Below are 25,809 nucleotides of genomic sequence, written 5' to 3'. Positions count from 1 at the left end.
CCATCTAATTTGTAGGTATCAATTTTTATTTTACTGCAAAAAAGGTTGTACTTCCCTGCCAAGACGATACATAGGGTTTTCCCTCATGCTCGCCTGCTTTTTCGACAAATGTACTTGCTTCGAGTACATAAGCACCAGCCCAAAGAGCATCGAACGTAACAACACCGTTGGCATCAGCAACAAATTCTTTTCCCCAACCTGTGGACGAGAAAACAGATACCTTGGCATTTGGAACAACTTTTCCTTCGCTGGTTATCTTAGCCTGTAAGCTAGTGCCTTTTTTTGCATTTGCTGAATTGAGCAACTCAACCTGTAACGGATTTTTTAATGCGCTATAATCCAATTTGCTTGAATTGCCAACAACAACGGGCATTAGTGAGGAAAACTCATATTTTGTCTGGCCACCTAGATCTTTCGGTGCCTTTACGATCGATAAAAAGTAAGTTCCTTGCTCAGTTGGTTGGAATGAACCGCTGAAATGATCTCCTTTATTGGTCAATTGTACTTTAACAGGGGCTTTTCCTGGAACATACAATAACAAGGTAAAATCCTTTACATCAGAATACCATTTTTCAATTTGATCTCTTTCATTGGTAACATATTCACCATAATAGACTTTTACTTCATGAGACTGATTGACTGTACCATGAGGAGCGGATTCTATCCAAAGTGCGTGAGCGGAACTGCTGTTACAGTAAAACAATACTGTAAGGAATGTAAAGAGTGAAGTTAAAATTTTCATAATATGTTGATTGATGCGTATAGTTTTTCAACTTATTATGGAGGATCTTACAGCCAAAAAAACGGTTAACGAATAAAACCGCAAATTTCATTATCTTGCAAGTTCTTCCATATCCTATATCGGAAGCAACTGGAGCAGCGCGCTGCTTCAGTCGGCTAAAGGCAGTTGCCGCTGTCTTTAGCTTTTTCACCATGTGATAGATTGCCGTCTATTGCATGGTGTTTTTGTCTTTAACCAGACCAGCAAATTCTTGTTTAATAATTTAGACTGATTAAAAACAAAGCAAATATAAAAGGAATTATTTGGATATCAACTATATTTTAATTTTTTCACTTCTGGAGTTTTCTTTGATTTTTTTCACGAAACACCACTGTAAAACAAAAACTTACAAGATATTTATCAATAAAATCAGCTGGCCCGTTTCTTTAAGTCGCGCCAATAGGACGCCCCATAGCGGATCGATATCCGCAAAAAAGGTAGAGTAATCGTTGACTTTATTAGGAGAAGCAGTCAGTTTAATTATCCGCGGAAGGTCCTTTGGCGTTGAAACCGTCTGAGTATGTAGCAGCATTCATATCGGATCAGTATCAGCAATAAAAGTGAAATGGTCGTTGACTTTATTAGGAGTGACGGTCGCTTTATTAGAAGCAGTACTTAGCTTAACTATCCAAGACAGGCCGTCGGCGATGAAACCGCCTGTTTATTTAAGATATGGGTAATGTCAAACAATTCCGTTTCCTGATAGCGTGTAGCCACATGAAGTTTGATATGCTCACAATGGGGCTCAAATGTCGTATGAACAAGATCGACCGTATTATTTTCACCGGAGAGGTGTGTTAAGATCAGATGCTTGAGACGATCGGTTTTATATTGATTGAATAGTTCAACCGCAACACGATTGGAAAGATGCCCCCATCCGCTGCTAATCCTATTCTTCAAAAAATAAGAATATCTTCCAGTATGCAACATATCTTCATCGTAATTGGATTCCAGCAAGAGAATATCCGAATGTTGGATCACATGTTGCACATTTTCGCAGGGCCGTCCAATATCGGTCAGCACACCGATATTATGAACTCCATCAGAGACAAGGAAACTACAGGGTTCTTTTGCATCATGATATTTGGGGATCCCATAAATTTTAAGTCCTCCTATTTCAACTTCCTCATTGGGCGCAATGATATTGACCAGGTGGGAAGGTAAATGTAGTCTGGATCCTTCATAACTTCCCTTCGTGATATACACGGGTAGATTGTATTTTTTTGCAAAAACCGACAATCCGCGGATATGATCGGAGTGTTCGTGCGTAATGAAAATTGCTTTAATCTGGGTCGGAATAATCCCAAGATTATACATCCGAAGATGAATATGTTTACTGTTGATACCAGCATCAATTAAGATAGCCGAATCATCTTTGGCTATATAATAACAGTTTCCATTACTCCCGGAGGCGATTGCACAATATTTCATTCGCGTATACTAATTATGAGTATATATGTTCTACAACAGCAAAGATACAAAAAACAAGAAAAATCAGTTGAACCTTAACATTCCGGCAAACTCAATGGGATATTGACCGCCAAGCCGCCATCTGCAGTTTCTTTATATTTGGCGTTCATATCCAAAGCGGTCTCCCACATGGTTTTGACCACTGTATCCAAGCTTACTTTGGCTTTGTCGGGATTTGACTGTAAAGCCAGCTGCGCTGCTGTAATTGCTTTTATCGCCCCCATGGTATTGCGTTCGATACAAGGGATCTGTACCAGTCCTCCGATAGGATCGCAGGTTAATCCGAGGTGATGTTCCATTGCGATCTCCGCAGCCATCAGCACCTGGCGTTGTGATCCACCCAGCACCTCCGTCAGCGCACCGGCAGCCATTGCTGAGGATACCCCAATTTCTGCCTGACAACCACCCATGGCGGCTGAAATAGTCGCATTCTTTTTAAAGATGGATCCGATCTCCGAAGCTGTTAGGATAAACTGCACAATTTTATTTTCTCGCATACCGTCATGGAAAGTAATATAATACTGTAAAACCGCTGGTATTACCCCCGAAGCGCCATTGGTAGGAGCAGTAACAACACGTCCAAACGATGCATTTTCTTCATTGACAGCAAGCGCAAAACAGCTTACCCAGTCTAGGATATATTGAAAATTCTGTCCACCTTCACGAATTGCAGTTATCCATGATTCATAATCTTGGTAGCTACGCCCCTGCATCAATTTTTTATTTAATTTCGCAGCCCTCCGTTCTACATTCAAGCCTCCGGGCAGTGTACCACCAGTGTGACAGCCACGATAGATACATTCATAGATCGTCTTATAGATATTCAGGACACCAGCAACAGTTTCACTTTCCTCCCGCCATGCACACTCATTTTCAAGAACAAGTTCTGATATTTTCAAGCCTGTTTTCATCGTCCAGTGCAGTAGCTCCTGTGCGGTATCCACTGGAAAAGGAAGATCTACTTCGGATAATACACTCTCGGTATCATTTTCCTGAACGACAAATCCACCACCGATTGAATAATAGGTTTCGGTAATGGCCTTACCACTCGATAGGAAAGCCTGAAAAGTAACGGCATTTGGATGGAAGGGCAAACTCTCCGTGTACAAAAACAGAAGGTCTTCCTGATAGGAGAATGGAATCGTGCGCTCACCTGCAACCACCAGTTCGCCTACCGCTTTGATATGCGCCACCTTTGGTGTCACCTGATCTACATCAAAGGTAACCGGATCATCGCCACTCAGTCCAAGCAGAACAGCGATATCTGTACCATGTCCAGCACCGGTCTTGGCTAAAGATCCATAAAGCAAAATCTTGACCTGATCGACCTCATTCAATACACCTTTTGTCTTGAGGACATGGGTAAATTGCTGGGCTGCACGCCAAGGACCTAAGGTATGCGAACTGGATGGTCCGATACCTATCTTAAACATATCAAAAACGGATATTTGTTCTTTGCTCATAATCTTTATTGTTGCGGTTAGCTCGCTTTGCATAGCTTTTGTGAAAACCGCATCTAAATTAGCACAAATAAGTGTACAATGTTACCTGTATTTGCATTATTATCAATTTGAAAACCAAGCTGACATTCTTTTAACAAGTATCCAACAAACATCTTACATTTTTTAGGGAAAAAGTAAGAAATGCTTCCCTATCTTTGTTGGCTACAATTTATAGAATGACGGGAAAAACATATTTATATTCTTTTTTTGCCTTTTTTATCTGTTTATTTTCGATCAGAACATATTCCCAACAAATACCTAAGCGAGAGTTTCGTGGTGTATGGGTTGCAACCATAGGTAATATAGACTGGCCTTCGGTCAGAGCCGGCAATAATGTTGCCCAGCAAAAGCAGGAATTTATAGACCTCCTCGACCAGCACCGTAGTGCGGGTTTAAATGCAATCATTCTACAGGTACGGCCTGCAGCAGATGCTTTTTATGGTAAAGGTCGTGAACCTTGGAGCAGATACCTGACAGGAAAACAGGGGCAGGCCCCATCCCCATTTTATGATCCTTTAGAATTTGCCATTGAGGAAGCACATAAAAGAGGCATGGAACTGCATGCCTGGTTCAACCCCTATCGGGCCTCGACCACATTGAATCCCGCACATTTCTCAGAGGACCATATCACCAAACGTCACCCCGAATGGTTCTTTACATACGCAGGAAAAAAACTTTTCAACCCGGGACTGCCCGATGTCCGTAAATATATCATCGATGTCATTATGGATGTTGTCAAGAATTACGATGTGGATGGCATTCATTTTGACGATTATTTTTACCCTTATCCCGATAGCCGGAGTACATCCGTCCCGGATCAGCTGACTTTTGCCCAGTATAATAATGGCATCGAAAATATTGAAGACTGGCGACGCAATAATGTGAACATGCTCGTGCGCGACCTCGGCATTGCCATAAAAAAAATAAAACCTTATGTTAAATATGGGATCAGTCCATGTGGTGTATGGGATAATAAGGAAAACAATAGTATTGGTTCGGAAACACGTGGGCTAAGTGCGTATCGGGAGCTCTATGCGGATGGTGTAAAATGGATGCAGGAAGGCTGGATCGACTATATCAATCCACAAATCTACTTTCCATTTAAAAACCGCGCAGCGGCGTATGAGGTTCTGGTATCCTGGTGGCAACGACATACCTATGGTCGGCATTTTTATGTAGGTCATGGAGCCTACCGGGTAACAGAAAATAAGACCGGATGGACCGACAAAAGTCAGATCCCCCGACAGGTACGCCACCTACGCGAAGAACATGATGTGGAAGGAAGTATATATTTCAGTTCCAAATCGCTCATGGACAACTTGGCTGGACTACAAGACTCCATGCGAAATGACTTGTATCGTGCCCCTGCTTTACCCCCGACAATGCCTTGGCTGGACAGCATCCCACCAAACGCTCCTTTCGGATTGCTGGTAAAATCATCCGCTAACGGAAAAATGAATACACTTTTTTGGCAGAAACCGGATGTAGCCAGCGATGGTCAATCGGCCTATGGCTATGTCGTCTATCGATTTGTCGTAGGTGAGCGGGTCAATATCAAAGATCCTAGCAAAATTATCTTTATCACATTCGATGCCGATAAACTCCAATATACGGATGATGACATCAAACAGAATCAACGTTATAAATATGTCGTCACCGCAATAGACCGGATGAAAAATGAAAGTCGTCCTTCTGACAGTCGGGAAGAAAATGAGGAGAGCTAATCTTCGTAAGAACGATTAGCATTGACAAAAAATAAGAAGAGCCCTCCCGGATAGCTGTGCTGATGACAACAGCACAGCTATCCGGGAGGGCTCTTTTATTGGTGTGATTTTATAGCGACCTTATTTGCCCTGTCCGTACTTGAATTTTTTATTGATGGTAACAGGCAATTTTCCTTTAGGAGTATTTTGTCCCAATATCGTTTTGGCAGCAGCTTTCTGCATAAAAGCATCATTTTGATAAGCTAGCAAAATTGTCTTCGCTTTCTTGGATGCTTCTACCCCATCTAATGCATATACATTTGTAAATAGGGTCAAGATGGATTTTTTTGCAAATTTCTTCATCAGGTCCTGCACATTTTCATTCAATTGCATTGTAGGACGTGGACGTAGTCGTGTATCGTGTACAGCGATGATGTATTGCTTGTTTTTCTTGATTTCTTTCACAAGACGTTTCATATCATCTTTGCTCAAGCTGTCTGGCACAAAATATTGTGTTTCGTTGGTCAATCCCGCCGCCAGTTCGTTCTGGAATGTTTGATTGACAGCAACACCGACATTGATAATCGCTGTAGGCTGATCCTTTTTAAAGGATTTTAATTTTTCGGTACTGTTGAGGGCTGTAATAGCAGCATTGGATAACTCATCAATCAGCTGAACTGCAGACGCTCTATGTAAATCGGCATACAGATTCTGCTGCGGGGTTGCCTGGTATTTGTCTAGGCCTAACCATAGTTTAGCAGCCAATACTTTTTTCACGCGTGCATCAATATCTGTCTGTGAAATCCGACCTTCTTCGATTGCTTTCAGAATAAGGTCAATCGCGCGTTTACTATTTTCGGATACCTCAAGGAGGTCATGTCCGGCAATGATTGCCTGAACATCGGCTTCACCATTCGGGAAGAATTTTTTGACGCCTTTCATGTCCATCGCATCAGTCACTGTTAAGCCTTTAAAGCCAAGCTCATTTCGCAATAGGTCTGTAACGACCTTTTTAGAAATAGAAGACGGCATATTGGGAGTATCATCCAAGACAGGGATATTCATATGCGCAACCATAACCGCTGGTGCACCGGCTTTAATAAGTTCTTTGAAAGGGTACATTTCCAGTGTATCCAATCGGGTTTTATCAAAAGGGAGTTGAGGTAGGTCATAGTGTGAATCTACATCTGTATCGCCATGTCCCGGAAAGTGTTTAATGGAAGCCAAGATACCACCATCCACCATACCGTCCATATAAGCTTTTGCTTTTTTGGTGACATTATATTTATTGTCGCCAAAAGAACGAATACCGATGACCGGATTTTTCGGGTTATTATTGATATCCACATCTGGTGCAAAATTGAAATGCATACCGATACGATGAAAATCTAGCGCAACCTCACGTCCCATGCGATAGATCAATTGATTGTCCTGCACAGCACCGAGCGTCATCTGATAAGGGAATGACAACGTAGAATCCGGCATACGCATACCAAGCCCCCATTCTCCATCAAAAGTGATCATTAAGGGCACTTTAGATAAAGACTGATAACGATTGAACATGTCCGCATGGCGCACGGGACCGCCTTGAAAAACCACCAGACCACCCAGATGTTCATCTTGAACAACCTGTGCAACGGAATCAATATATTTCTGACCAAGATTAGTATGCGCCCTTACAAGGAACAACTGCGCAACTTTTTCCTTTGGAGTCAAGGTATTAAATACGGCATCTACCCAATCATGCTGGGAATTGATGTATTTTACAAAATCTTTCTTGTCCTGTGCCTTCGCAAATGATAGCGCACTGGCCAATGCCAATAGGCCCAGACTGAATTTTTTGAACATAAATTAGTTTGTATAATGTCTTAAATAGAATACTAATAACGTTATTATTTTGGATAATATGAAATTGTTTTTGCAACAATTTTATTAAAACATGCAACAAGACGCATTTCAAGCGCAACAAAGGGGAATATAAGGATACAATACCTGAGAAGTACTGCGGGATGTACCTATTGTCTATCGTTGATTTTGCCGGGAACCGTCTTCGGGATGAATCTGGTGATGGATTTGATTAGCTAATGAACGCCAGTTAGAGCTAGGTATCTGCAATAAGCTTAAGCAAGCCTAAAATACCCAAGAGTAAAAACAAACGAAGTATCAGCTGTAAGCTTAAGCAAACAAAAAATAACCGAGAGTAAAAACAAGCTAAGTACCTGCAATAAGCTTGAACAGCCAGAATCTAAATACTAGATACTCAATACTAGATACTCAATACTATAATCTAAATCAAATTATACTTTTTCTCCAGAAACAGGGTCAATTCCATGACATGCTCCAATTCGCCAATAGCTTCCTTTTTCCAAAATGAATCAATGATCAAGAGGAGAAACTGCGTTTCCAATTCAGGATTTTCATAACCCAGTTCCTCAAAAGCACGATGGATAATCGGCTGCACTGGTTTCATAAACTGCTCATGTTGTTGTTTGGAAAAGGGATGATGTGACAGTCGTTCCTGCAATTTCCAGAATATCGGTTCAGCACTGACCAACTTATTGGGAAGATTGATCATGGTACGTAAGAAGTCTTTGGGCTCACGATAGGTCATCATCCCACGGTGATGGGTCAGGACCTTGCGATATCCGGATTTGATCAAATAGACCAAGAGTGCATCTTTGTTACCAAAATGTTTGAATATCAAAGCCTCAGAAACGCCAGCGTTCTGCGCTATTGTTTTGGTAGACGTATTGGTATAGCCCTGGTCTGAAAAAAGCAGTAATGCTTCTTTCATAATACGCTCTTTTCTACTCAAAACACTTTCTTTCATATACTATGCCGTTCAGTTGATTTCTAATTCTACTGCAAATATATCTAATCTTTCCGTTCAGTTAGGATTATTGTAACTAAAATGATAGTAATTCGTATCAAATAGTCGCATAAATTTGACAAATAAAAAAATAGAACCAACAACAGCGCCTAAAACCACGCAGACATCATCAACCAATGAAAATCAAGACCTGGACAATCGTTATCCTCTCGCTTAGTTTAATGCTGTTAAAGATCAATGCTTTTGCCCAGCAATATATTTCAGGGAAGCTCATGGACAGCAACGGTTCAAAACCAATTTCGGGAGCCAGTATTACGATCATTGCCTTAAAAGACTCCAGTAAACTGCAAACACCAACGGATATCTTGGGCAAGTTTACCAGTGTCGCACTTCCCAATGGTGATTATCTGATTTCGGTACAGCCAATGGGCTATACGGCAGATATTCGGAAGATCAAATTAGCAGGTAAAACTGTCGAGATCAACTTTAAGCTCAACAGCTCGGAGATCGTGCTGGACGAAATCAGCATCTCACCGACGAGCGTACAGGTAAGGGGCGATACGTTAGAATTTGATGCCAAAAAATATGTTACACCTGATTTTGCAGATGCTGACGAACTGGTCAAACAGATCCCAGGTGTAGAAATTGACGAAGATGGTAATGTAAAGGCGCAAGGAGAAGCCGTAAGTAAGATTATCATTGATGGTCGTGAGTTTTTTAGCACTGATCCAAAAGTGGCCCTTAAAAACTTACCCGCGGATGTCATTTCCAAAGTGCAGCTTATTGATGACAAAACCGAACAAGCGAAATTCAGTGGATTTGATGATGGCAAGCGCATGAAAGTGATTAATATTGTCACCAAACCGGATAAAAGGAAATCATATTTTGGCAAAATCAGTGGCGGAGCTGGTCCGGATGAGAAGTATGCGATCAATACGCAGGTTACCAAAATGAATCCAAAGCGTCAATATTCCATTGATATCAATACCAATAACGTCAATCAGCCCAATGGTTTTGCGCCACGAGGCAACACACGTGGGCGTACAGGACAGGGCGTCACAACACGTTTCAATGCTGGATTTAACTATCTCGACCGTTTTTTTGCGGACCGGATGGATTTCAACGCCAATTACACCTACAACTATACCGACAATAATACCATCAGCCAAAACAAAACGGAATACACTGCAGGCAATAGAGCCAACCAGATCAACAATCAACAGCAATCTGGCAGCACCTACACAAATAATCACGCCTTCTCCCTGCGGGCGAACTGGAAAATAGATTCTATTCAAAAGCTGGACATACAGCCCAATTTCTCCTACCAGAGCAATAATAGGCATAGCAGCTCGCTGGGCAGTACCTTATTAAACCTGAGCGAAATGCTCAACCAATCCGACAGGAACAACAGTATTTTTGGCGAAAATTTCAACTGGGGTGGGGATCTGACTTATATGCGCAGGCTAAACAAACCGGGACGAACTATTAGCGTCAATTTTAATGGTTCTTTCAGCACGAACAAGGGGGATGCTGCGAACTATGCCTTGAATACCTATTATAGAAATGGGGAGTTTAGTCGAATTGACACCGCAAACAATCGTAATTACTCAAATGGTGACAATAATGGCTTTCGCTCAAAAATTGCCTATACGGAGATGCTGAATAAATACTCGCGTCTGCAAGGTAATTACACCTTCCGAAATACGGCGCGCTACTCTGACCGTAAAACGTATGAATTTCTGGCGGAAACCGAACAATTGGGGGAGTTGAAAAACCGCCTTTCGAATGAATTTCGCAATGACTTCGTTTACCATAGTGCTGGGGTATCCTATTTATTCAATAAAAAAGATAGCATACGGTTTCAAATTGGATTGGATTACCAGACCGCCAATCAGACAAATGACAAGCTATTTCCGAACAAATTAAAAACAAAGAGCCATTTCAATAGCCTGCTGCCAAACTTGAATTTCCAGTATAATTTCAACAAGGAAACACGTATTGAGTTGCGCTATAATGCCAAAACGAATACACCTGCCATTGAGCAGCTACAGGATTTTATCGATAATCAGAACCCACTACGCATTACTTCGGGCAACCCGAACCTAAAACAGGAATATGATCATAACCTGGTCATGCAGTTTAGGTCTATCAATAAGGCTTCTGGCCGGAGCTTTACATCAGACTTTACAGCCGATTTTATTCAGAACAAGATTTCAAACACGATCTTTACAACTGATTCGGCATTTACCATTGAGAATGATGTCATACTGGGACCAGGAGGCCAATATATCAAACCGGAAAATTTTGACGGGGTCTACAATTTAAAGTGGCATAATAGTCTCGGTTATCGCATCGAACCTTTAAAACTCAATGTCAACCTGAATAATAATCTATATTTCAATCAGAACTTTACCTTGTTGAATCTAGAGAAAGTTAATGCAAAGACATACGGTATAAATCAACGCGTCGGCGTGAACACAGCCTTCAGCAAGGAGCTGATCATCGGATTGGATTATAATGGGAATTTATCGTATTCAAAAAATTCGGCAACTGAAAAATCCAATTATTCTGTTTATAAACATACCATCAGCAATTCCATCGCATTGACGTTATTACACAGCTGGACGTTAAATTCGACTTTCAATTACCTGTACAACGGAAGTATTCTTAACGCGCCCAGTACGACAAGTTTATTGTGGAATGTTTCCGTCGGCAAGAAGCTGTTCAAAAAGAGAAATGCAGAGATCAATTTAACGGTTTTTGATATTTTTAATGACAATAAAAACATCAATCAACAGGTCAATGACCTTTGGGTACGCGTATCCCAATCCAATGCAATTACCCGATATGCAATCTTAAGTTTCACCTATCATATACGGGGTATGGGCGGGAAGGCTAATCGAATGCGAAAAGAATAAAAAATCTCCACGTGGAACGCTGTTATCAATCCACTGTAAGCATATATCCGACCCCCCGTATATTGGTAATTTTGATCCTTGGGTCCTGACTTAAATACTTTCGAATACGACTAATAAATACATCTAGGCTTCGTCCTGTAAAGTACTTATCATGGCTCCAATAAGCACGCATGATCTCTTCTCTAGGGATTACCTTGTCCTTCTGTTCGTAGAGTTTACGGAGGAGCTCACTTTCACGAAAAGACAACTTGAGCATTTCCTCCTGATAAATCAGCTGGTGCTTCAAACTGTCCAGTGTATAATCACCGATCATCAGTTTCTGTCCAAACAGCATCTTGGGACTATTCTTTAACAAGGACTCTATCCTTACGACCAATTCTTCGATTTTAAACGGTTTTTTGACATAGTCATCTCCCCCGAGACGAAATCCCCGGACCACATCTTCTGTCTGCACTTTAGCTGTTAAGAAGATAATGGGAAGCAAGGTATCCATCTCACGGATTTTTGCCGCCAAGGTAAACCCATCCATGACAGGCATCATCACATCTACGACCATAATATCCGGTTTCGCTATGCTAAAAGATTCCAAGGCCTCCTCCCCATTGTTACAGTGTACAACCTGAAAGCCATTGGCCTCCAAACTATCTGCAACAATCATCGCCAGACTCGGTTCGTCTTCTACGTATAAAATATTAATCATAATTCCTGTTGTTCAATAATAATGTTTTTCTATACTAACGTTATGTTGAAGGTCGCTTTCTTTAGGTTAATATGGTAACCTGATCATAAAAATACTCCCTTTTTCCAGCTCACTCTCTACACTGATCTTGCCCTCATGGCGTTTTACAACCTGCTTGACATAAGCAAGCCCCAGTCCAAAACCTTTCACATCATGTAGATTGCCCGAAGGTACCCTAAAAAACATATCGAAGATCTGCTGATGGTATTCTGCTGCAATACCTTTGCCATTATCCGTAATATGGATCTGAACATGTTCCTTAGCCCCTTTTATTTCAACTTTAATCTTAACATGCGGTCCAGCATATTTAATGGCATTCTCCAATAGATTATTGATAACATTTTTCAGATGGGACTCATCTCCTTTGATCAGGATCGATCCAGGATCAGCAAAGAGCTCCACCTCGACTATTTTTGTTTTATTGAGCTGAGCCACTTCAATCGCACTTGCCACCATCGCGACAATATCAAAATCCGACCGTTGCAATACAATTCCCCGAGAGGCGTCAATATCCATCTGCAAGACTTTTTCAATCATGCCGGAGAGGTGTTCAAGTTCCTTTTTTGAAATATCAAGGTAACGGTCCATCTTTACCTTATCTTCCCGCACCCCGTATAATTGTATGGCTTCAATCGCTGCCATCACTGTGGATACTGGAGTTTTCAGTTCATGGGTCATATTGTCAACAAAGTTCTTTCGGAGCTCGGCCATTTTATTCTGGTTAAAAATGGTTTTCATCAGATAAAAGAAGGTTCCTAACAAAAGCCCAATCAACAGCAGCGAAATCAGTAATTGCCAGCTCAAGCTGTACAGCAGATATTTCCAATCCTCCTGAAATTTGACAACGAGGAATTCATTCTTTAGGGGATTGACCATCATCGGTCTGGTCCAGGCCAGGTTCTTTTCCCGATATTCGCGACGTACATCCTTCACCTGTTCACGTGGAATGCTTACGATACTTAGTTCATAGGGTACGGAAATGCTTTTATTGCTCAGTGATTCCTTGAATTTATTGTCGATCTGGTCTAGATTCGTTTTGTTCATTTCAAAATCACGGAACAAAAAGGGTGGAATAATGGCATTCTGATGATCACGATCTTTGGAATACATTTTACCTTTTCGATCAGGATCGCCACGAAAAGCATGTTCTTTGCGCGGCTGGCGGGCGCGTACCCTTTGCAAAGCCTGATCAAGCTCCGTCTCCGGTACCGCAGGTAGAAGTTCTTTTTTCACGTCATTGAGAAGCTGATCTCTTTCGGTCTCAGGCCCATCCAATCGTTGATCACCATTTTCTGCCTGGTATACCTCCTGCACCGCATTAAAGAGCGACCGCTCAGCCGTAGACAGAAAAAGATCCCGCCGATTGGTATAACTTCCGTAAAGCCAGATGCCCAGCACAATGGTGATTCCTGTGCCTATTAAAACGATCAAGCTGATCAGCAATTTAAATCTTCTACCCATAATGAAAACAAATTTAAATTACTAGATTTGCAATCGCTGTGGTAATTAACCATATTTAACAAAATATAACACTGATTAACAGTAAGCATTGATTACTTTTGCACTATTCAAAAATTAATATGATCAAAAACTTTAAGAGACGTAGTATACAATTTTTACTTCCACTTTTTACGTTGGCAGCTTTTGTCGGTTGTAATAAAGACATTTCACTTTCTTTGGATAGCTCAAGAGATGAAACGATTGGCGTAGTACCAATTGATACTGTTTCCGTGAAAGTTTCCACTTACCAATTGGATCCTCTTCCAACTTCAAATACGGGGACGATTCTTGTAGGAAAAAATAGCAATGCTGTCACTGGTAGTGTCAAATCAACTTCTTATATGCGTTTGGGAATTGGTACAATAAACAGTACCGCCATTCCAGATGATGCGGTATTGGATTCTGTGTCTTTGGTTCTAAGTCCGAACAAATACTATGCTGGTGATACAACCAAAGTTCAGAAAATCGCTGTTCATCGTGTTACGGAAGATATCACCCTGACACCAATTGATCCAACACAGCCAACGACTGCACGACCATTTTATGTGACTGCAGCCAGTATATTCAGCAATAAAAAATTTGCTTATGAAAACACGCCATTAGCAGAGCTTTCCTTTAACCCACGTGTCAAATCAACAGATTCATTGTTCTTTAAATTCAATAGTACCATTAGCAATGAACTTTTTAGATTGATCAAAGATGGCGATATCAGGATTCAAAATAACACTAGTTTTCAAGAATATTTCAAAGGGTTAGCGCTTGTTCCAGATAATAACAATACAGCGCTTATCGGCTTTAAAGATACCGTTTTCCTTCAGGTACATTATTCTTTTGAAAACAATGAAGGAAACAAGACAAAAGGCAAACAGTTTTTTGCTATCGACAGCAAAGCATACCAATATAACCAAATTGAGACAGATCGTTCTGCGACAAAATTTGCATCTATGACGCTATCAAATCCGCAGATTGATGTTGAAAAAACCGACGGAAATACATTCTTGGAAGGTTCAAGTGGTGTTGTAGCGAAAATTGAGTTCCCTACGTTATTATCATTGGTCAATGATCCAACAATTTCAATAAATAAGGTGGAACTTGTCATTGAAGCAGAAAACAACCCGCTGGAAGGCTATGAGCAACCAAGTAATTTGGTCCTTATGGTCGCAAATAGCGAAGGGACGCCTGTTAGTGCCTTAGCATCATTAGAGACTGCAAACGCCATGCAAGTGGCCCGATTGATTAAAATTGGAGACGCAAATGGTAAATACACCTTTAATTTGATTGATTATTTAAATAAAATTAAAACAACAGCATATAAAAACACTTCATTATATCTATCTTTACCCCCATTGCCAGTACCAGTTGGAACTGTAGGTGGGACTTCAGTAGCAATACCTCCACAGCTATCAAGTACAGCGAATCGGTTGATATTGGCAAAAGATGGTAATGATCCAAGAATTAAATTAAACATCCTTTATACTAAATTTCAATAATTTATGAACAAGAAAAATTGGCTACTCGTATTGTCAGCTTTTGTAGTTACAGTTACATCATTCTCTTCTTGTAAAAAAAGCGACGACAACACTGAAGATAAATCTACTGAGTGGTTTCAAAAAGCAGCTTACAAAGGTCCACAAACTTCCTCTGCAGCAAGTTTTGTAATAAAGAACATCGCTTATGTAACTACAGGTCAATCAAACAATGCAGGTAGCAAGCCTGTTAACCTAAAAAACACCTATGCTTATGATCCAGCATCTAACACCTGGAGCGAAAAAGATCCATTAGCTGATAATAACGTAGAAAGTAGTGGCCGTCGTGGCGCAATTGCTTTTGCTATCGGAGATTTTGGCTATGTAGGTGGCGGTAATGATGGCGCAAACTTCTTGAAAGATTTCTATAAATTTGACCCTTCAGCAGACAAAGGAAAACAATGGACTAAAGTTGCTGATTTACCTATCGTATTAGCAAATGCTGTTGCATTTACTATCGGAGGAAAAGCCTATGTGGGTACAGGAGAAACAACGATTGCAAATGGTACTTCCTTTACCAATCAATTTTTCAAATATGACCCAGATTTAAATAAATGGGAAGCGATTCCTGATGCTCCATTTACAGCTAAGAGAAAAGGTGCTTTTGTATTTGTATCGGGTAATGCTGCATATGTTGGCGGCGGAGTTTCCAATGGTGGTTACCCAGCAGATTTTTACAAATTTGATGGTAGCAAATGGACACAATTAGCAGATCTAAACAGAAACGATGGCACATATAGTTATGATATGACTCGTTCTAATGCTGCTGCTTTCGTTATCGGCAATAGTGGTTTCTTAGTTGGTGGATTAAAAGGAACTGCAACAAGTTCAGTTGTGAAATATAATATCAGCAGCGACTATTGGACAAGTGACAATACAGCCCTTGGTGGTGGTGCAAGACAAGATGCTGTTGCTTACACAATCGGATCAACTGGTTATGTTGCTACAGGGCTAAATGGTACAACTCGTTTTGATGATAACTGGAGCTTTGTTCCTGTTTATTAATAACAAAATATAAATCAATAGAAAAGGGATGGAACATATGTTTCATCCCTTTTTTTATAGTGTCTGTTTTTTTTCTGGTAGTGTCTGTTTTCTATTGGTCAGAAAGAACCTTCAGTTGATTTTCATGGCTATTGATGCTTATAAGAGCATGAAGGTTTTATTGATTCGCGTTTTTTCATCAAGGCATCAATAAGCTCACAGCCCTAGGTTTATTGGCCAAAAAGAACTTTCAGTTGATTTCCATCGCTGTTTGCATTTGTGAAAGCATGCAGTTTTTACGACAAGATCTGTCGTTATTGGCTTATGTCTGATCTTTTGATTTGTTGGAGCCAAGATGTAAAGTGGTCCCTGCGATATAGAGTGGCGGCTACTTTTTAATGTTTGAAGGATCCATGCATCAAGGTCCCGCGATGAATTGATACGAGTTTATGTTTCTCAGAAGGTCTGTCAATGCATTCGTTTTGCGTGGACCAAATCGCCTCACATGAACGATCAATACCCTTTACATGATATTGGCACTGTTAGACTCACCGTAAAAAGAAAAGCGATATCCAGGGACATCGCTTTTCTTTTTATGTATTTCGCTTAATACGTTACTTTTCTATTGCTTTGATTTCATACAGTGTGTTCCACAACTTGCCAGTTACGAACAAGCGTTTATTGGTCTGATCATAGGCGATTCCATTCAGCTCATTATCATAAGCTGAAGTATGCTCATAGATTCCGACCAGATTAATCTTCCCCTCTACTGCACCTGTCTCTGGGTTGATAATTGCGAGAACATCCTTTTGATAGACATTCGCGTAAACTTTTCCATCAATATACTCCAATTCATTCAGTTGATCTACGGGACCGTTCTCATCATATACACCAATTGAGCCCAACTCTTTACCAGTAACTGCATCTAGGAAGAACAATTTATTGGAACCATCTGACTTGATCAAACGCTTCCCATCGTAGGTAATGCCCCAGCCCTCTTTACTATTTTCGTATTTAAATGAGCTCTCTTTTGTAAATGAATTTTTATCAAAAACGTATCCCTCACCTTGCTGCCAGGTTAGCATAAACAATTTATTACCGACTAACGTCATCCCTTCAGCAAAAGTTTTCTCATCGAATTTGATTTCTTTCAGGACTTTTCCAGTTGTCAGATCTACCTTTCTAAGGTTAGACTCACCATATCGTCCATTTGATTCATACAATACTCCATCGGCAAACTGAAGTCCTTGGGTAAATGCTGTGGTATCATGAGGATACTTGTTGACAACCTGGAATCCATAGTTCTTTGCACTTGCAGGAACCACATAGAATGTGCTGGAGACTGAATCTGACTTACCACCGCTATAGACTGTGGCAGAAATATTGCGTGAACCATAGGCCATATCTTTTGTCTCTACAGTAATTGCTACAGTATCCGTAGAAGAACCCACATGTTTATCATCCACAAAGTAAGCGACAGAATCCATGGTAATTGCGTCAAATTTCAATTTTAGTTGCACTTGACTGCCCTTTAAAACGGCTTGGTTTGCACCAGGCGACGCAAATTCCAAAGCGGATTTTTTCGATTTACAGGAAGCAAAAGCAAGTGTTGCTATCGCAATAAAATACGTGATTTTTTTCATCTAAATAATCTATTTTTAAAGCTGATGAAACGATCGCATTGTTATAAAACGTATGTTTAATAAATCATGATCGTTTCATTTTTATAATATAAAAGTCTGATTCACAACCAGAAACTTGGCAAACTGATGGCTTATACACCCAAGATCTCTTATTTCAAATGGGATAGCTCAATACTATTCTCAACTATCCCAAAATGCATCTTTAATATAAGTAAGTTTTGAATGTGTGCTATTCGTTACAGCTACCACATCGAATCTCACTTCACCACTATATGCATGTTTTAATATATAGGCTTGCGCTGCCCGAATCAGTCGCCGTTGTTTGCGCACATCCACAAATTCATAAGGCTCACCAAAATCTGTCGTCGACCGTGTTTTCACCTCCACGAATACTAGGGTATTCCCATCCATGGCGATCAAATCTACTTCTAAATTCTTAAATCGCCAATTTCTTAACACTATTTTATAGCCCATCTCGATCAGGTATTCCATGGCCAACTGTTCGCCCTGTAATCCTATTTCAAGATGTTTCGCCATATTATCCGAATTACTTTACAATCGTATTTCCCAAAAATCCCCCCAAAAGACGCTCCGCTTCTTTGAGTTTTTGATACTTAAAGATAAGCACTTCCAGATTAGCAACATCCTGTTCTTGCTTCATTTCCTCACGAATATGATGCATTTCCGCGCCGATCTTTTGCTTTTTTATCCGATAGATAGCCTCTACAACCAATTGCTTGAGATGTTCATACTCCTGAGTCACATAGATCTTGCGTTTATCATCATTCCAATTTTCACTGAGCGAATATTTCGTCGCCACACAATTGATCGCCAGCTCGGAAACTGCGGCATCAGCATTGGAATAAAATAATTTTGCATCGGGGATTTCATAATTTTCAGCAGCATCCCGATAAGCTTTCAGAATAAATGCGGCGGCCTTATCTTTAAATTCGATATCGCCAATATTACCCAATAAGACACCTGCAACCGGAATATCGCCATCCCCTTCCCAGGTCGCCAGGTAATCACCATAGTTGATCAGGATACGGACGATCTCACGCTCTTGCAGGATCTCAGCAGTAAGCTGTGTAGGCTGCTCTGTTGCTTCCATGGCCGGCACTCCTCCACGCTCATCGTCTGTCATAAAGAAATCAGGCGGCGGGCCATCCATTCCAAACGGCGGCATTCCCGTGTTTGCGGGAGTATTTTGGGCCTTGCGAGAGGCATCCTTATCGGCTTTTTTTGCCTTATTCAGCCTTATTTTGTTGAGCTCGGCAAGCAAAATACGCTCCTCAATATCCAATAAACTGCTACATTCCCGAATAAAAACAGAAACTTTAATCTCATCCGGGATCAAAGCGATACTTTCAACAACATCGCGTATTACTTCGGCCCTTTTGATCGGATCGTTGTTGGCATCGCGAAGTAAAATATTAGTCTTATAGAAGATAAAATCCTGCTGATGGGTTTTCACATAGTCCTTAAAGGCTGTGGCTCCGTATGTTTGCACATAGGAATCGGGGTCATTCCCATCCGGGAAGAGCAGTACCTTTACATTCAGGCCTTCCTCCAGCAACATATCAGTACCACGCAATGAAGCTTTTATACCAGCTTCATCCCCATCATAGAGTATGGTTACATTTTTGGTAAATCTGGAAATCAATTTAATCTGGCCTGTGGTCAAGGAGGTTCCCGAGGAAGAAACCACATTTTCAACACCAGCCTGATGTACAGATAGAACATCTGCATAGCCCTCGACGAGATAGCAGTTGTCCTCTTCCATGATTGCCTTTTTGGCAAAATTCAATCCATAGAGTACATCTGACTTATGATAGATCTCACTTTCGGGTGAGTTCACATATTTGGCGACCTTCTTATCCGTTTTTAGCGTACGTCCACCAAAACCGATAATACGTCCGGTTAAATTATGGATTGGGAACATGACACGTCCCCTAAAGCGATCATAGAGCGATTTATCGTCACGTTCAATAGCAAGACCACTTGCAGCCAGGTAATCCGGATGGAAGCCGGCTCCCTGGGCCTTATCCACCAGTGCCGTCCACTCTTCGGGTGAATAACCCAGTTCGAATTTCTTGATGATATCCTCACGGTATCCCCGCTCTTTGAAATAGTTGAGTCCGATGACCTGCCCCATTTCACTTTTCCAGAGCTGTTCTACGAAAAATTTACCGGCCCAGGCACTCAAGACATACAGACTTTCTCTTTTATCCTGCGCAGCGAGCTGTGCTGGAGACCGTTCAACCTCTTCAATCTCAATGGAATATTTATCAGCCAGATAACGAATCGCTTCGGGATAGGAGAACTTTTCCAGTTCCATCACAAATTTGAGGGAATCCCCGCCGACACCACAGCCAAAACATTTGTAGATACCTTTTGAGACAGAAACGTGGAATGATGGTGTTTTTTCGTGGTGAAATGGACAGTTTCCGATCAATGAGGTACCACGCTTCTTTAAATCAACGAAGTCACCTACCACCTCCTCTATCCGTGCCGTTTCCAGTACTTTGTCAATAACTTCTTGCTTTATCAAAATCGTGCTCCTATTTTTAATGTAAAATTAGTATAAATCTGATAGATTTTAGTCCCGATTCAATTATTTATACCGACCCTTTGCTGTCTAATCAAACTACTCGAAAAGAGATTTACCCCCCAGCTAATCCATCCACCTCAGTTCTTATACCTTCAAAATGAGCCGGACAAAGGCTTAGATGGAACCTCTATGCTACAATAACGTCCTGTTTTTACACTTCCGAAATGAAATATTGACTTTTATCGACAAAAAACAATTTCGAATTCTTTACATTTGTTGTTCAATTTATAGCTGATTAAGATAATCAAAATGAGTAAAACTATCAAGAAAATATGCTGTATAGGAGCTGGTTACGTGGGTGGGCCAACAATGTCGGTTGTTGCGAAACAATGTCCTCATATTGAGATCACCATCGTTGATATGAATGCCGAGCGTATTGCAGCCTGGAATGATGAAAGCCTGGAAAACCTTCCTGTTTATGAACCGGGGCTCCAAGAAATCGTTGCTGAAGCGAGGGGGCGCAATTTGTTTTTCTCAACCGATATCAACAAGGCTATTGATGAGGCTGATATGATTTTTATTTCGGTAAATACCCCAACCAAGAATTACGGAAAAGGAAAGGGGATGGCTGCGGATTTAAAATATATCGAGCTATGCGCTCGTCAAATCGCTTCAGTCGCCAAAGATGATAAGATTGTTGTCGAAAAATCCACACTTCCGGTACGTACAGCTGCTGCATTGAAAAGTATCCTTGACAATACCGGTAACGGTGTAAATTTTCATATTTTATCAAATCCTGAATTCCTCGCCGAAGGGACGGCAATACAGGATTTGATCAATCCGGACCGTGTACTTATCGGCGGTGAAAATGAAGAAGCAATTACAGCATTAGTGAATATCTATGCGCATTGGGTAGATCAAAGCAAAATCTTGACGACAAATCTGTGGTCTTCTGAGCTTTCTAAATTGACCGCTAACGCTTTTCTGGCGCAACGCGTTTCTTCTATTAACTCGATCTCTGCTCTTTGTGAGAAAACGGGAGCCAATGTCGATGAGGTATCCAAAGCAATCGGTATGGATACACGTATTGGTGCTAAGTTTTTAAAAGCATCGGTTGGTTTCGGGGGGTCATGTTTTCAGAAAGACATTCTCAACCTCGTCTATATCGCACGTAGTTATGGACTTACGGAAGTCGCTGAATACTGGGATCAGGTTATTTTAATGAATGATTATCAAAAGCAGCGTTTTGCTGACAATATCATCCAGACATTGTACAATACGGTATCAGGAAAAAAGATTGCTTTTTTGGGCTGGGCGTTTAAAAAAGATACCAATGACACTCGTGAATCCGCAGCGATCTATGTTGCTGATTATCTATTAAATGAGCAGGCAGAAATCACGGTGTACGATCCAAAAGTGTCTGCGGAACGTATTTATGCTGACTTGGATTATTTAAACACACGTTCATCGGAAGAAAATAGACTCTTGGTCAAAGTTGTCAATACGCCTTATGAAGCCTGTGACGACGCACACGCTGTTGCCATATTAACAGAATGGGATGAATTCAAAAGCTATGACTGGAAGAAGATCAAAGATCAGATGAAGAAACCTGCCTTTGTATTTGATGGGCGGAAACTATTGAATCGGAAACAGCTTGAAGATCTCGATTTTAAATATTATGCGATAGGCGAATAACCGCATCACGAGATAAAGAAGAACCCTCAGTAGCTATCTGTATGTTAATACGGATATCACTGAGGGTTTTGTTTGTGCCTGTTAGCAACGCATAAGGAAAGAGAGATGAAACACAAGCGAAGCAACAGGACTTTTTATCTTAATTGTTTAACATGCCATAAAATTCATTCATGTAATACGATTCTTGTAGCGCGTCCCTAAAGTTTTGCCATTGCTCTTCATCAAACGAGAAAACAATGTCGGGATAAGGGGTCTTCATAATCAAGCGAAATTCACCATCCGGGAACGAACTGAAGAAAAGTTCGTCACCATTACTCTTAATGATGTTCAGAAAATCGAAAAACTTATTCTGTGTAAATGTCAGTACAAAACTTTGTTGCCAGATATAATATGTTCTGCACTTATGGCAAACACTAATGTGGGTATCTCCGCGTTGACTTAGAATCTTGGTATCACACATACTATATACATTTATTTAGACTCATTATAAATAATATCCAAATGTAAGCATTGTTTTTAGAATAACAAGTATTAAAACAAAAAAAGGAGATATATTTTTATATATCTCCTTTTTTTGTTTTGTAGTGGATTAATTCAATCCTCTTTTTTTCAATAAATATTTCGGATCTGGGTCTGCACCTCTAAAGATACGGTACATTTTTGCCGGATCATCTGTTCCTCCTTTTTCGAGGACATTCTTACGGAATGAATCTGCTGTTGCTTTATCGTATAATGATTTCTCTTTGAAGGCTGCAAAAGCATCTGAATCTAATACTTCCGACCAGATATAAGCGTAGTATCCAGCTGAATAACCTCCAGCAAAGATATGCTGAAAATAAGTACTTCTATAACGCGGGATAATTGCGTCAATAATACCTATTTTCTTCATGGCTGCTTTTTCAAATCCATTGACATCTTTGGAAATTTCCTTGGTTGTCGCATGGTAATCCATATCTAACAATGCTGCTGAAAGGTATTCCACTGTTGCAAAGCCTTGGTCAAAAGTACCTGCTTTTTCCATTTTTTGGATCAATGAATCTGGCATGGCCTCTTTGGTCTTAAAATGTTTTGCATAGGTCTTTAATACCTCTGGATCTGCTGCCCAATTTTCCATGATCTGTGATGGCAATTCTACAAAGTCACGTGGTACGGAAGTACCGGCCATTGATCTATATCTGACATTAGAAAGTAGTCCATGTAAAGCATGTCCAAATTCATGAAATAGCGTAGTCGCTTCATCAAATGTCAGCAATGCAGGGTTCTTACCAACAGGTTTTGTGAAATTACATACAATAGAAATTACCGGAGCAACACGTTTACCATCTTTTGTGGATTGATCGCGGTAAGATGTCATCCAGGCACCACCACGTTTAGATTCACGCGGAAAGAAGTCTGCATACAAAAGTCCAAGATGCGAGCCATCTTTGTCTTTCACTTCGTACACCTCGACTTCTTTATGATAGGTCGGTACATTGTTAAGGGCAACAAATGTCAAACCATATAGTTTGTTTGCTACTGCAAAAGCGCCTTCACGTACTGTTGGTAAGCTCAAATAAGGCTTGATCTCATCTTCGTCCAGTGCAAAGCGCTTTTTGCGGATAATCTCTGTATAATATCTCCAATCGTATGGCGCAACCGCAAAAGTACCACCTTCGCCCTTAATCTCTTTTGCGATATCCGCCTCTTCGCCCTTTGCTTTAGCCAAAGCCGGTGTCCATAACTTATTCAATAAAGCATATACATATTCAGGTGTCTTAGCCATAGATTCCTCCAAGACATAGGCCGCATGGGATTTATAACCTAATAGCTTCGCTTTTTGAAGACGAAGGTTGACGATTTTCTGAATGATTTCTTTATTATCATTTGTATTATCGTGGTTCCCGCGCATTTGATATGCTTCCCAAATCTGCTTTCTCAGTTCCCGATTTTTGGCATATTGCAGGAAAGGCATGATCGAAGGATTCTGTAAAGTAAATACCCATTTATCCTTTTTACCTTTGGCAACAGCTTCCTCAGCAGCCGCAGTTTTTAAAGATTCAGGCAGGCCTTCCAATTGACTCGCCGAATCAACCACCAGTTGGTAGGCATTGGTTTCAGCCAATAGATTCTGTCCGAACTGTGTTGTCAATGTCGAAAGTTCGGCATTGATCTTTTTCATTTTCTCCTTATCTGCATCTTTTAGATTTGCGCCAGAACGTACAAAGCTCTTATAGGTCTCCTCCAAAAGCTTGTTGTCTTGGGCGTCCAGACCAAGTGTGGTACGGCTATTCCAAACTTCCTTGATTTTATCAAATAATTTGGCGTTCATCGAGATCTCATCCGAATGGCTAGACAATATTGGGGCTAGATCTTTTGCGATTGCCTGAATGCTATCGTTAGTATTGGCACTATTGAGATTATGAAATACAGTAGATACATTATTTAGCAAGCTTCCAGCATTTTCAAGGGCTACTATCGTATTTTGGAAAGTTGCTTTATCGGAGTTATTGACTATAGAGTCAATTTCCAAATTATGTACTTTTATTGCCTCTTCAAAGGCAGGCCTGAAATGTTCGGTTTTGATCTTGTCAAATGGTGGAACATTAAAGGGTGTTTCATAGGCTAACAAAAGAGGATTATCTGTCATCATTTTTTTTTCCTCACAACCAACAATCGCAGTTGCCACTATCATTAAAAATGGCAAAAGTTGTCTTTTCTTCATATCGTCTGATTATTCCTGATTTTTTTCCAAAGATAATAAAATTAGGCAAATACGGGAGGCCCCGCTTCATTGCTTCGCAAGCAACTGAAAAAACGTCATCCTATTGTAAAACAAAAACTTATTCGTAACCTTGTTAAAAATAATCTGTCAATTTGAGTAAAAATATTTAAATGAACGCTATTAACCGTTTCTTTTGGAGATGTGCAGGTGTACATCAAGAAACTCTTGAAAAGTATCCGGAGGAGCATAGTAAGTACACAGCCATAGGTGCTACTATTTTTTTTACCGGTTTGTTTGCCAGTCTTTCTGGCGGCTATGCCATGTATTTTGTGTTTAGTGGGGGAACACTAGATTGGTTCCTGGCGATCGTATTCGGTATAATTTGGGGCTTGGCAATTTTCAACATGGATCGCTATATCGTACTGAGTATCAACAAATCAAAAAGTGGCTGGATGCAGCTCTTGCAGGCGCTACCCCGTATTCTCTTGGCTATTTTAATTGGTTTAGTTATTTCTCGGCCTTTGGAACTGAAAATTTTTGACAAGGAAATCCGCGAGAATTTACGTGTACGTTTCCTCGCTGACCAACGTGCAAAAATTGATACACTGAACAGTACATTCAATAAAAAATACAGCAATGAGGTCAATCAACTAAAAGCGATAAGTGTAGAGCGTGATTCAGTGGAATCAGGTATCAAGGCTGATCGTACCAAATTGAATTATGAAATCTATGGGAATAAAACCACGGAGACATCGGGTGTGATGGGTTATGGCCCTTATGCTAAAATGAAGGAAGAAGAACTCAAAAAGAAAGAAGCTTATCTGGACACCCTGCGTAATAAGATAGCAGCACAACAAAATGCTATCCGTCAAAAGCAGAAATTTGAAGGAATATTGGATCAAAAGGTTTTGTCCAATGCCTCGCTGGACAGTGCTGTCAACGTCGCAGGTTTTGCCGATCGCAATTCAGCGCTAGGCAATCTACGCTATGATGCCAATGGAAAAGTCAATGAATCCAATGCGAATGCGGTATTCTTTATCGCACTACTTTTTGTCTTTTTAGAATGTCTTCCTGTCATTGTCAAATTGTTGGCCGGACGTGACCCTTATGACAATGAAATCCAAAATCTAAGAACTCTACATGATTACGAATCAGACACAAATCTCGTTGTCGAAAAAGAGGCTGTTGATCGCTTAAAGGATACTTATGTAGATGTTTCGATCAATAAACGTATGAAAGAACTCTAGGGTAATACTGTATTTAGTA

At 40.5% G+C, this 25,809-nt stretch carries 19 protein-coding genes; 6 read left to right on the top strand and 13 right to left on the bottom strand.

Annotated features, from left to right (window positions below):
• Window positions 1-25: 25 nt before the first annotated feature.
• The 4 genes from OGI71_RS21340 to OGI71_RS21325 all read right to left on the bottom strand — a co-directional run bounded on the left by OGI71_RS21340 (window position 26) and on the right by OGI71_RS21325 (window position 3,714).
• Entirely contained in the window at window positions 26-742 is a 717-nt protein-coding gene (locus OGI71_RS21340) for a DUF4198 domain-containing protein (RefSeq protein ID WP_282251770.1), read from the bottom strand.
• Window positions 743-1,127: 385 nt separating this feature from the next.
• Window positions 1,128-1,313, bottom strand: a complete 186-nt coding sequence (locus OGI71_RS21335; protein WP_282251769.1) for a hypothetical protein — start codon at window positions 1,311-1,313, stop codon at window positions 1,128-1,130.
• A gap of 92 nt (window positions 1,314-1,405) precedes the next feature.
• On the bottom strand, window positions 1,406-2,212 hold the full coding sequence (locus OGI71_RS21330) for an MBL fold metallo-hydrolase (protein WP_282251768.1): 807 nt from the start codon (window positions 2,210-2,212) through the stop codon (window positions 1,406-1,408).
• A 74-nt stretch (window positions 2,213-2,286) separates the two neighbouring features.
• Window positions 2,287-3,714 carry an L-serine ammonia-lyase gene (locus OGI71_RS21325; protein WP_282251766.1) on the bottom strand — a complete coding sequence of 476 codons (1,428 nt, stop codon included), beginning with the start codon at window positions 3,712-3,714 and terminating at the stop codon, window positions 2,287-2,289.
• A gap of 215 nt (window positions 3,715-3,929) precedes the next feature.
• Between OGI71_RS21325 and OGI71_RS21320 the strand changes: the two genes are divergently transcribed.
• Entirely contained in the window at window positions 3,930-5,477 is a 1,548-nt protein-coding gene (locus OGI71_RS21320) for a family 10 glycosylhydrolase (protein ID WP_282251764.1), read from the top strand.
• Between the two features lie 120 nt (window positions 5,478-5,597).
• Here OGI71_RS21320 and OGI71_RS21315 read toward each other — a convergent pair whose 3' ends face one another.
• Both OGI71_RS21315 and OGI71_RS21310 read right to left on the bottom strand, forming a co-directional pair.
• On the bottom strand, window positions 5,598-7,304 hold the full coding sequence (locus OGI71_RS21315; RefSeq protein ID WP_282251763.1) for a glycoside hydrolase family 3 N-terminal domain-containing protein: 1,707 nt from the start codon (window positions 7,302-7,304) through the stop codon (window positions 5,598-5,600).
• 439 nt (window positions 7,305-7,743) lie between these two features.
• Window positions 7,744-8,286 (bottom strand): TetR/AcrR family transcriptional regulator, encoded by a 543-nt coding sequence (locus OGI71_RS21310; protein ID WP_223581494.1) that lies wholly within the window; start codon window positions 8,284-8,286, stop codon window positions 7,744-7,746.
• 176 nt (window positions 8,287-8,462) lie between these two features.
• Between OGI71_RS21310 and OGI71_RS21305 the strand changes: the two genes are divergently transcribed.
• Window positions 8,463-11,204 (top strand): TonB-dependent receptor, encoded by a 2,742-nt coding sequence (locus OGI71_RS21305; RefSeq protein WP_282251759.1) that lies wholly within the window; start codon window positions 8,463-8,465, stop codon window positions 11,202-11,204.
• A gap of 25 nt (window positions 11,205-11,229) precedes the next feature.
• On the opposite strand, the gene OGI71_RS21300 is transcribed toward OGI71_RS21305, so the two are convergent.
• Window positions 11,230-11,904, bottom strand: a complete 675-nt coding sequence (locus OGI71_RS21300; RefSeq protein WP_282251758.1) for a response regulator transcription factor — start codon at window positions 11,902-11,904, stop codon at window positions 11,230-11,232.
• A gap of 66 nt (window positions 11,905-11,970) precedes the next feature.
• Window positions 11,971-13,404 (bottom strand): HAMP domain-containing sensor histidine kinase, encoded by a 1,434-nt coding sequence (locus OGI71_RS21295; RefSeq protein ID WP_282251757.1) that lies wholly within the window; start codon window positions 13,402-13,404, stop codon window positions 11,971-11,973.
• Between the two features lie 119 nt (window positions 13,405-13,523).
• Between OGI71_RS21295 and OGI71_RS21290 the strand changes: the two genes are divergently transcribed.
• Together OGI71_RS21290 and OGI71_RS21285 are read left to right on the top strand one after the other, a co-directional pair.
• The gene (locus OGI71_RS21290; protein WP_282251755.1) at window positions 13,524-14,933 is read left to right on the top strand and encodes a DUF4270 family protein; all 1,410 of its coding nucleotides are present in this window, start codon (window positions 13,524-13,526) and stop codon (window positions 14,931-14,933) included.
• A gap of 3 nt (window positions 14,934-14,936) precedes the next feature.
• On the top strand, window positions 14,937-15,974 hold the full coding sequence (locus OGI71_RS21285) for a kelch repeat-containing protein (RefSeq protein WP_282251753.1): 1,038 nt from the start codon (window positions 14,937-14,939) through the stop codon (window positions 15,972-15,974).
• A 593-nt stretch (window positions 15,975-16,567) separates the two neighbouring features.
• Here OGI71_RS21285 and OGI71_RS21280 read toward each other — a convergent pair.
• The 3 genes from OGI71_RS21280 to dnaG all read right to left on the bottom strand — a co-directional run bounded on the left by OGI71_RS21280 (window position 16,568) and on the right by dnaG (window position 20,147).
• Complete coding sequence (locus OGI71_RS21280; RefSeq protein ID WP_282251752.1) at window positions 16,568-17,596, bottom strand: glutaminyl-peptide cyclotransferase; 1,029 nt, start codon at window positions 17,594-17,596, stop codon at window positions 16,568-16,570.
• Window positions 17,597-17,776: 180 nt separating this feature from the next.
• Entirely contained in the window at window positions 17,777-18,133 is a 357-nt protein-coding gene (locus tag OGI71_RS21275) for a YraN family protein (protein WP_282251751.1), read from the bottom strand.
• Between the two features lie 10 nt (window positions 18,134-18,143).
• The gene (dnaG, locus tag OGI71_RS21270) at window positions 18,144-20,147 is read right to left on the bottom strand and encodes a DNA primase (RefSeq protein ID WP_282251750.1); all 2,004 of its coding nucleotides are present in this window, start codon (window positions 20,145-20,147) and stop codon (window positions 18,144-18,146) included.
• A gap of 309 nt (window positions 20,148-20,456) precedes the next feature.
• Here dnaG and OGI71_RS21265 point away from each other — a divergent pair, with 309 nt between their 5' ends.
• Window positions 20,457-21,842 carry a nucleotide sugar dehydrogenase gene (locus OGI71_RS21265; protein ID WP_282251749.1) on the top strand — a complete coding sequence of 462 codons (1,386 nt, stop codon included), beginning with the start codon at window positions 20,457-20,459 and terminating at the stop codon, window positions 21,840-21,842.
• Window positions 21,843-21,981: 139 nt separating this feature from the next.
• Here OGI71_RS21265 and OGI71_RS21260 read toward each other — a convergent pair whose 3' ends face one another.
• Window positions 21,982-22,302, bottom strand: coding sequence for a hypothetical protein (locus tag OGI71_RS21260; RefSeq protein WP_120260384.1), 321 nt, complete (start codon window positions 22,300-22,302; stop codon window positions 21,982-21,984).
• 129 nt (window positions 22,303-22,431) lie between these two features.
• Complete coding sequence (locus tag OGI71_RS21255) at window positions 22,432-24,543, bottom strand: M3 family metallopeptidase (protein WP_282251748.1); 2,112 nt, start codon at window positions 24,541-24,543, stop codon at window positions 22,432-22,434.
• A 170-nt stretch (window positions 24,544-24,713) separates the two neighbouring features.
• Here OGI71_RS21255 and OGI71_RS21250 point away from each other — a divergent pair, with 170 nt between their 5' ends.
• On the top strand, window positions 24,714-25,790 hold the full coding sequence (locus OGI71_RS21250; protein ID WP_282251747.1) for a DUF4407 domain-containing protein: 1,077 nt from the start codon (window positions 24,714-24,716) through the stop codon (window positions 25,788-25,790).
• The last annotated feature ends 19 nt before the right edge of the window (window positions 25,791-25,809 follow it).

Origin of the sequence: Sphingobacterium sp. ML3W (assembly GCF_029542085.1) — a bacterium.
Classification (GTDB): domain Bacteria; phylum Bacteroidota; class Bacteroidia; order Sphingobacteriales; family Sphingobacteriaceae; genus Sphingobacterium.
This window is presented reverse-complemented; position numbering and strand designations above follow the sequence as displayed.

Excerpts from the sequence above, each read along its gene's own strand:
- OGI71_RS21265 (WP_282251749.1), top strand. The coding sequence starts at position 20,457 with ATGAGTAAAACTATCAAGAAAATATGCTGTATAGGAGCTGGTTACGTG.
- OGI71_RS21340 (WP_282251770.1), bottom strand. The coding sequence starts at position 742 with ATGAAAATTTTAACTTCACTCTTTACATTCCTTACAGTATTGTTTTAC.
- OGI71_RS21260 (WP_120260384.1), bottom strand. The coding sequence starts at position 22,302 with ATGTGTGATACCAAGATTCTAAGTCAACGCGGAGATACCCACATTAGT.
- OGI71_RS21250 (WP_282251747.1), top strand. The coding sequence starts at position 24,714 with ATGAACGCTATTAACCGTTTCTTTTGGAGATGTGCAGGTGTACATCAA.
- OGI71_RS21330 (WP_282251768.1), bottom strand. The coding sequence starts at position 2,212 with ATGAAATATTGTGCAATCGCCTCCGGGAGTAATGGAAACTGTTATTAT.
- OGI71_RS21300 (WP_282251758.1), bottom strand. The coding sequence starts at position 11,904 with ATGATTAATATTTTATACGTAGAAGACGAACCGAGTCTGGCGATGATT.
- OGI71_RS21275 (WP_282251751.1), bottom strand. The coding sequence starts at position 18,133 with ATGGCGAAACATCTTGAAATAGGATTACAGGGCGAACAGTTGGCCATG.
- OGI71_RS21290 (WP_282251755.1), top strand. The coding sequence starts at position 13,524 with ATGATCAAAAACTTTAAGAGACGTAGTATACAATTTTTACTTCCACTT.
- OGI71_RS21310 (WP_223581494.1), bottom strand. The coding sequence starts at position 8,286 with ATGAAAGAAAGTGTTTTGAGTAGAAAAGAGCGTATTATGAAAGAAGCA.
- OGI71_RS21305 (WP_282251759.1), top strand. The coding sequence starts at position 8,463 with ATGAAAATCAAGACCTGGACAATCGTTATCCTCTCGCTTAGTTTAATG.
- OGI71_RS21295 (WP_282251757.1), bottom strand. The coding sequence starts at position 13,404 with ATGGGTAGAAGATTTAAATTGCTGATCAGCTTGATCGTTTTAATAGGC.
- OGI71_RS21280 (WP_282251752.1), bottom strand. The coding sequence starts at position 17,596 with ATGAAAAAAATCACGTATTTTATTGCGATAGCAACACTTGCTTTTGCT.
- OGI71_RS21335 (WP_282251769.1), bottom strand. The coding sequence starts at position 1,313 with ATGCTGCTACATACTCAGACGGTTTCAACGCCAAAGGACCTTCCGCGG.
- OGI71_RS21315 (WP_282251763.1), bottom strand. The coding sequence starts at position 7,304 with ATGTTCAAAAAATTCAGTCTGGGCCTATTGGCATTGGCCAGTGCGCTA.
- OGI71_RS21320 (WP_282251764.1), top strand. The coding sequence starts at position 3,930 with ATGACGGGAAAAACATATTTATATTCTTTTTTTGCCTTTTTTATCTGT.
- OGI71_RS21285 (WP_282251753.1), top strand. The coding sequence starts at position 14,937 with ATGAACAAGAAAAATTGGCTACTCGTATTGTCAGCTTTTGTAGTTACA.
- OGI71_RS21325 (WP_282251766.1), bottom strand. The coding sequence starts at position 3,714 with ATGAGCAAAGAACAAATATCCGTTTTTGATATGTTTAAGATAGGTATC.
- OGI71_RS21255 (WP_282251748.1), bottom strand. The coding sequence starts at position 24,543 with ATGAAGAAAAGACAACTTTTGCCATTTTTAATGATAGTGGCAACTGCG.